The 6769-nt window shown below is 71.8% G+C and carries 4 protein-coding genes; 3 read left to right on the top strand and 1 reads right to left on the bottom strand.

The features are described 5' to 3' along the window. Positions 1–25: 25 nt before the first annotated feature. A complete protein-coding gene (locus ABTZ89_RS11220) occupies positions 26–1210 on the top strand; it encodes a Cmx/CmrA family chloramphenicol efflux MFS transporter (protein ID WP_351042984.1) in 1185 nt (394 codons plus the stop codon). Between the two features lie 52 nt (positions 1211–1262). Here ABTZ89_RS11220 and glgP read toward each other — a convergent pair whose 3' ends face one another. Next, positions 1263–3812 carry an alpha-glucan family phosphorylase gene (glgP, locus tag ABTZ89_RS11225; protein ID WP_270951538.1) on the bottom strand — a complete coding sequence of 850 codons (2550 nt, stop codon included), beginning with the start codon at positions 3810–3812 and terminating at the stop codon, positions 1263–1265. Between the two features lie 101 nt (positions 3813–3913). Between glgP and ABTZ89_RS11230 the strand changes: the two genes are divergently transcribed. Together ABTZ89_RS11230 and ABTZ89_RS11235 are read left to right on the top strand one after the other, a co-directional pair. Then, positions 3914–5044: a neutral zinc metallopeptidase gene (locus ABTZ89_RS11230; RefSeq protein ID WP_351042987.1), complete on the top strand. Its 1131-nt coding sequence runs from the start codon at positions 3914–3916 to the stop codon at positions 5042–5044. 133 nt (positions 5045–5177) lie between these two features. Further along, a complete protein-coding gene (locus tag ABTZ89_RS11235) occupies positions 5178–6650 on the top strand; it encodes a neutral zinc metallopeptidase (RefSeq protein WP_351042990.1) in 1473 nt (490 codons plus the stop codon). Positions 6651–6769 lie beyond the last annotated feature (119 nt).

Below are 6769 nucleotides of genomic sequence, written 5' to 3' on the forward strand. Positions count from 1 at the left end.
CGATCACCGCCGTGCTGGAGGTTCCGTGCCCCTCGCCATCTACGTCCTCGGTCTGGGCATATTCACCCAGGGCACCTCGGAGTTCATGCTCTCCGGACTGCTCCCGAACATCGCCTCCGACCTGGGGGTTTCCATCCCGGACGCGGGCCTGCTGATCTCCGCGTTCGCCATCGGCATGGTCGTCGGCGCACCGCTGCTGGCCATCGCCACGATGCGCTGGCCGCGCCGGACCGCCCTGGCGGCGCTGCAGGTCGTCTTCATCGCCGCGCACGTCGTGGGCGCGCTCGCCCCGGGCTACTGGGTCCTGTTCGCCACCCGCATCGTCAGCGCGCTGTCCTACGCCGGCTTCTGGGCCGTCGCGGTCGCGACCGGCGTATCGCTCGTAGCGCCGAACGCGCGGAGCCGGGCCGTCGCGATCATCGCCGGCGGGCTGACGCTAGCCACCATCGTCGGGGTTCCGGCGGGCACCGCCCTCAGCCAGTTCACGGGCTGGCGCGCGGTGTTCTGGGCCGTCACCGCGCTGACGCTGGGCAGCTTGCTGTGCTCGCTGCTCACGATCCGCGAAGACGCTGGTGCGCAAGGGGAAACGCGCAGCATCTCAGCCGAGTTGCGCGCGATGAACCGGCCCCAGCTCTGGCTGTCCTACGCGATCACGGCGCTGACGTTCGGCGCGGTCATCGTCTCGTTCAGCTACCTGGCACCGCTGCTGACCGACGTGACCGGACTGCCCGAGCAGTGGGTTCCGGCCCAGCTCGCGCTGTTCGGGGTCGGCGGTCTGCTCGGCATGTCGATCGGCGGCCGGACCGCGCAGGCGCACCCGATCCGCACCCTGCTGTTCGGCCTGAGCACCCTGGTCCTGGCCTCCGCCCTGCTCGCGGTCGCGGCGGACGACGCGCTGATCACCACCGCGCTCGTCTTCGCCCTCGGCGTGAGCGGGTTCATCACCAACCCCGCCCTGCAGTCCCGGGTGTTCGCGCTCGCGCCCGGTGCACCGACGCTCGTCGGCGCCGGCAACACCTCGGCCTTCAACATCGGCAACACCGTCGCACCGGCGCTGGGCGGTCTGGCCATCAACGCAGGCCTCGGCTTCACCTCGGTGGCCTGGGTCGGCGCCGCGATCGGAGCAGCGGCCCTGCTCGCCACGGCGTGGGCGGGCTACCTGCAGCACCGGACGAGGCAGCCGAGAACTCCGGTGCCCGCCGCGGCCTGACCAGGACTCGTGAGTCTTTTGGGCTGCCCCAGCGGCCCAAAAGACTCACGGGTCACCCGGCGAGGACGACCTTCCCGAGCTCGGCGGAGCCGGACAGCAGCGGGTGGCGGGGCAGCACGCGGACCGTGTAGCCGGCGGGTCCGGCGTGCGGGAGCGTCACCGTCGCCTCGTAGCGGTCGTCCGCGGTCGGCCGCATGGACTCCGCGACGAAGTCGTGCAGCACGTCGGAGTCGTCGACCCGGCCCACCACGACCTCGACGTCCACATCGGACGGGTCCAGGCCGGCCAGGTCGACCCGCGCCCGCACCGTCACCTGACCGCCGAGCAGCGGCGTCCCGTTCTCCACCGACATCTCGGTGTCGCTGACCCGGACCCAGGTCCACGCCGCCTGCAAGCGCGCCCGGTAGTCCGCGAGCTCGCGCGCGCCGCGGAAGTCATCGCTGGTCATCGCCCGCATCGAGCGGGCCGCCGGCCCGTAGTGGCCGTCGACGTACTCGCGGATCATCCGGGACGCCTGCACCCGCGGGCCGAGCGTGGCCAGGGTGTGGCGCACCATCGACATCCACTTGCCCGGCACGCCGTCGGTGTTTCGCTCGTAGAACATCGGCGCCACGTGCTCGGAGATCAGCTCGTAGAGCGCCGCGGACTCCAGGTCGTCGCGCCGGTTGGGGTCGCTGACGCCGTCCGCGTTCGGGATCGCCCAGCCGTTGTGGCCGTCGTACATCTCGTCCCACCAGCCGTCGCGCACCGACAGGTTCAGCCCGCCGTTGAGCGCCGCCTTCATCCCCGACGTGCCGCACGCCTCCAGCGGCCGCACCGGGTTGCTCAACCACACGTCGCACCCGGACACCAGGTAACGCGCCAGGGACATGTCGTAGTCGGGCAGGAACACGATGCGGTGCCGCACGTCGGCCTGGTCGGCGAAGCGCACGATCCGCTGGATCATCGCCTTGCCGCCCTCGTCGGCCGGGTGCGACTTGCCGGCCACCACGATCTGCACCGGGCGGTCGGCGTTGAGCAGCAGCTCCCGCAGCCGTTCGGTGTCGCGCAGCATCAGCGTCGCGCGCTTGTAGGTCGGCACGCGGCGGGCGAAGCCGATGGTCAGCACGTCCGGGTCGAACACCGAGTCGCACCAACCGAGTTCCAGGTCCGACGCACCGCGCTGCAACCACGCGGTGCGCAACCTGCGGCGCACCTCGTCGACCAGCCGCTGGCGCAGCGAGCAGCGCAGCTCCCACAGCAGCGAGTCGCTGACCGGCTCCATGCCGCGCAGGCCCGCTCCGCTGTCCATTTCGGACTCGCCGAGCAGCTTGCCCAGCTCCCGCGCGGACCAGGTCGGCCCGTGCACGCCGTTGGTCACCGACTTGATCGGGATGTCCTCCAGCCCGAACCCCGGCCACAGACCGCGGAACATCTTGCGGATGACCTCGCCGTGCAGCTCCGACACCCCGTTGGCGCGCTGCGCGAGCCGCAGCCCCATGTGCGCCATGTTGAACATGCCCGGGTTGTCCTCGGCGCCGAGCGCCAGCACCCGGTCGGTCGGCACGCCGGGCAGCAGGGCCTGCGCGGAGCCGTCGCCGAAGTAGTGCCGCACCAGGTCCACCGGGAACCGGTCGATGCCCGCGGGGACCGGGGTGTGCGTGGTGAACACCGTCCCGGCGCGCACCGCCGCCACCGCCTGGTCGAACTGCAGGCCGGGCTCGTCCTGGAGCTCGCGGACCCGCTCCAAGCTGAGGAAGCCGGCGTGGCCCTCGTTGGTGTGGAACACCTCGGGCTGCGGGTGCCCGGTCAGCTCGCAGTAGGCGCGGACCGCGCGCATGCCGCCGATGCCGGCCAGGATCTCCTGGCGGATCCGGTGCTCGGCGTCGCCGCCGTAGAGCCGGTCGGTGGTGCTGCGCAGGTCGTCGTCGTTCTCCGGCAGGTCGCTGTCGAGCAGCAGCAGCGGCACCCGGCCGACCTGCGCCTTCCAGATCCGGGCGTGCAGGGTGCGCCCGGCGGGCATCGCCACCTGCACCCGCACCGGCTTGCCGGACTCCTCGGTCAGCACCTCCAGCGGCAGGCCGCGCGGGTCCAGCACCGGGTAGTGCTCGACCTGCCAGCCCTCGGTGGACAGCGCCTGCCGGAAGTAGCCCGACCGGTACAGCAGCCCGACGCCGATCAGCGGAACGCCCAGGTCGGAGGCGGCTTTGAGGTGGTCGCCGGCGAGCACGCCGAGCCCGCCGGAGTAGTTGGGCAGCGCTTCGGTGAGGCCGAACTCCATGGAGAAGTAGGCGATGGAGTCGGGCAGGTCGGCGCCCTCGTCCTGCCGCTGCTGGTACCAGCGCGGCACGGTCCGGTAGCGGCGCAGGTCGTCGGCGACCGCGCGGGTGCGGGCCAGGAAGTCCTCGTCACCGGCCAGGTGCCGCAACCGCTCGGCGGGCACCTCGGCGAGCAGCCGCAGCGGGTCGCCGCCGACCGCCGACCACACCTGCGGGTCGACCGCCGCGAACAGGTCCTGCGTCGGCGGGTGCCAGGCCCAGCGGAGGTTGGTCGCCAACGTGCCGAGGGCGCTCAACGGCTCGGGCAGGTGGGCGCGCACGGTGAAACGGTGGACGGCTCTCACGGGAGCGGACCATATACCGGACCGGCGCGGTGCGTGCGGACGTACCGACCGCCGCAGCGGGTGGGAAGCTTGGCGGTGTGCGCGCGCTCGGACCTGTGACGATGATGATCTTGCTGCTCATCAGCTCCTGCGCAGCAGCACCCCCGGAACCGCCGCGTGTGGCCGATCACACCGTCGACCCCGGATTCGTGCACGGCACCGATCACGGCGACGTCGACCGGCTCGCCGCCACCGCGGTCACCGACGTCCAGGACTACTGGGCCGCGCAGTTCCCGGCGGTGTTCGGCAAGCCGTGGCGCAACCTCGACGGCGGGTTCTTCTCCGTCGACACCAACGGCTCGGGCACCGCCCCGCCCTGCTCCGCCGACGTGCGCGACCTGGAGGGCAACGCCTACTACTGCGCGACCGTCGACGCCATCGCCTGGGACCGCGCTGCGCTGCTGCCGGTCCTGCGCGAGCACTACGGGGACGCCGCGGTCGTCGTGGTGCTCGCGCACGAGCTCGGCCACGCGGTGCAGCAGCGCGCGGGGATCGGCGCCGACGCGGCACCCGTGCGCCTCGAAGCGATGGCCGACTGCTTCTCCGGCTCCTACGTGCGCTCCGTCGTCGACGGCCGCTCCGCACGCCTGCGCGTCGACGCCGAGCAGCTGGACCGGGCGCTGCGTGCGATCACCCTGTTCCGCGATCCGGTGAGCACCAACAGCACCGATGCGCACGGCACCGCCTTCGAGCGCGTCACCGCGTTCCAGGACGGCTTCGCCAACGGCCCGCGCCGATGCACCGAGGTGACCGAGACGCCGATGGCCGGGCTGCCGCCCGACGGCCCCAACGCTCCGCTGGACCAAGCCCTCCGCACCGACGGGATCTCCCAGTACTTCAGCGATCTGGTCGCGCAGCACGGTACGCGGTGGACGCCGCCGGCAGTCGACCTCGACCGCACCGCGCTCGCCCGCATGCACGCCGACATCGGCGACCAGGCGGTCACCACGCTTATGGCCGCGAAGTACGCGCGAGCCGCCAACGCCGAGCTCGGCCGCCCGACGACCGGCGAGCAGACGATGTGCCTCACCGGCGCGTACACAGCGGCGCAACCCGGGCTGTCGCAAGGCGATCTGGACGAGGCGGTGAGCGTCGTGCTCGACTCCGACGACATCGCCCGCCCGCTGACCGGATTCGACCGGATCAGCGCCTTCCGCAGCGGAGTGCTCGGCGGCGCGACCGCCTGCCGCTGAACGCGCGCTGCGACCTCGACCAGATCGCGGTGGGGATGATCCGTCACCCGATAGGCTTCGGCGAGCACCGGAGGGCGCAGGGGCGTCCGGTGCGCGCAGAACTTTCGGCACCTGCACAGGATGGGGCGCGTCAGTGGCACGGGTATCGACGAGAAACCGACGGCGGAAGCGGATCCTCGGCACCGCGCTGTCCGCGTTCACCTGCATCGCGCTGGTCGCCGGTTGCGCCCAGCAGATCAGCGGTACCCCGACCACGATGGGCAGCTACTCGACCACCGAGGTCGCCGGACTGCCGGTGACCAACGGCCCCAGCGGCCCGAAGCCCGGAGCCCCGGAGTCGCCGCTGCCCGTCGAGGGCACCGACAACGGCCCGATGGACAAGCTCGCCCGCAACGCCGTGGCCGACATCGACGACTACTGGACCGCGGTCTTCCCGGAGGCCTTCCACCGCCAGCAGTTCGCGCCCGTCAAGCGCCTGGTCTCCTACGACGCAGGCGGCCCCGGCACCCAGGTGTGCGGCGAGAACACCGCGGGCGTGGTCAACGCGTTCTACTGCCCGCCGGACGACCTCATCGCCTGGGACCGCGGCACCCTGCTCCCCGAGCTGGACAACAGCTTCGGCCCGATGGCCGTGGTCGCCGTGCTCGCCCACGAGATGGGCCACGCCGTGCAGCACCGGGCGCGCACCGTCCGCAGCGACGACCAGGTGATCGTGCTGGAGCAGCAGGCCGACTGCTTCACCGGCGCCTACTTCCGGCACGTCGCCGAGGGATCCTCGAAGTACTTCCAGATCTCCACCGGGCAGGGCCTCAACGAGGTCATGGGCGTGCTGAGCTTCATCCGCGACTCCCCCGGCAAGTCCGACTTCCAGGGCAGCAACGCGCACGGCAGCGCCTTCGACCGGGTCACCGCCTTCCAGTACGGCTTCGACGAGGGCCCGCAGCGCTGCGCCAAGATGGACTTCAACGACGTCTCCAAGCGCACCACGCTGTTCAGCTCGTGGAAGGCCGAGCAGGACACCGACCTGCCGGTGGACCAGAAGGGCCTCGAAGCCGTCGAGAAGAGCCTGCGGGAGGTCTTCCGCGACACCGGCGCCGAGCCGCCGCGCATCACCACCGACCAGTCCGCGTGCGCCGGTCGCAAGCCCACCAGCCCGGCGACCTACTGCGAGTCGACGAACACCATCTCGCTCGACCTGCCGACGCTGCAGAAGATCGCCAAGCCGCCGAACAAGGACGTCGAGTCCGGCTACGGCGACTTCGCCGCCTACGCCCAGGTCGCCTCGCGCTACGCGCTCTCGGTGCAGAAGGCGGCCGGTCTCCCGCTGGACGACCCGGCGGCGGGCCTGCGCACGGCGTGCATGGTCGGCGCCTGGAGCGGCCTGCTGGTGGAGGACCCGATCGGCAAGCGGAACCCGGTCGGCAGCCTCCGCGTGGTGGCCGACGACATCGACGAGGGCGTGTCCGCGCTCCTCGGCGAGGACGGCCTGATCGCGGCCGACGTCAACGGCGACCAGGTCCCGGTCGGCTTCGCCCGGGTGGAAGCCTTCCGCGTCGGCGTCCAAGAAGGAATGTCGCCCTGCACCACCAAGTACAGCGCGTCGTGATCTGAACCCCAGCCGAGCAGTGCCGTCCTGCGACCGGGGCGGCACTGCTGCTTTTCATGGGGCGGACAAGGTGGCCACCGCGGTGCAGCTCACTCCTGACCAGGTGGAACGGTGGGAGT

It is taken from the genome of Saccharopolyspora sp. NPDC002686 (genome assembly GCF_040295745.1).
GTDB lineage: Bacteria > Actinomycetota > Actinomycetes > Mycobacteriales > Pseudonocardiaceae > Saccharopolyspora > Saccharopolyspora oryzae.

What these genes read in the sequence shown, in the direction of transcription:
- ABTZ89_RS11230 (WP_351042987.1), top strand. Translation starts at nt 3,914, where the DNA reads ATGATGATCTTGCTGCTCATCAGCTCCTGCGCAGCAGCACCCCCGGAA.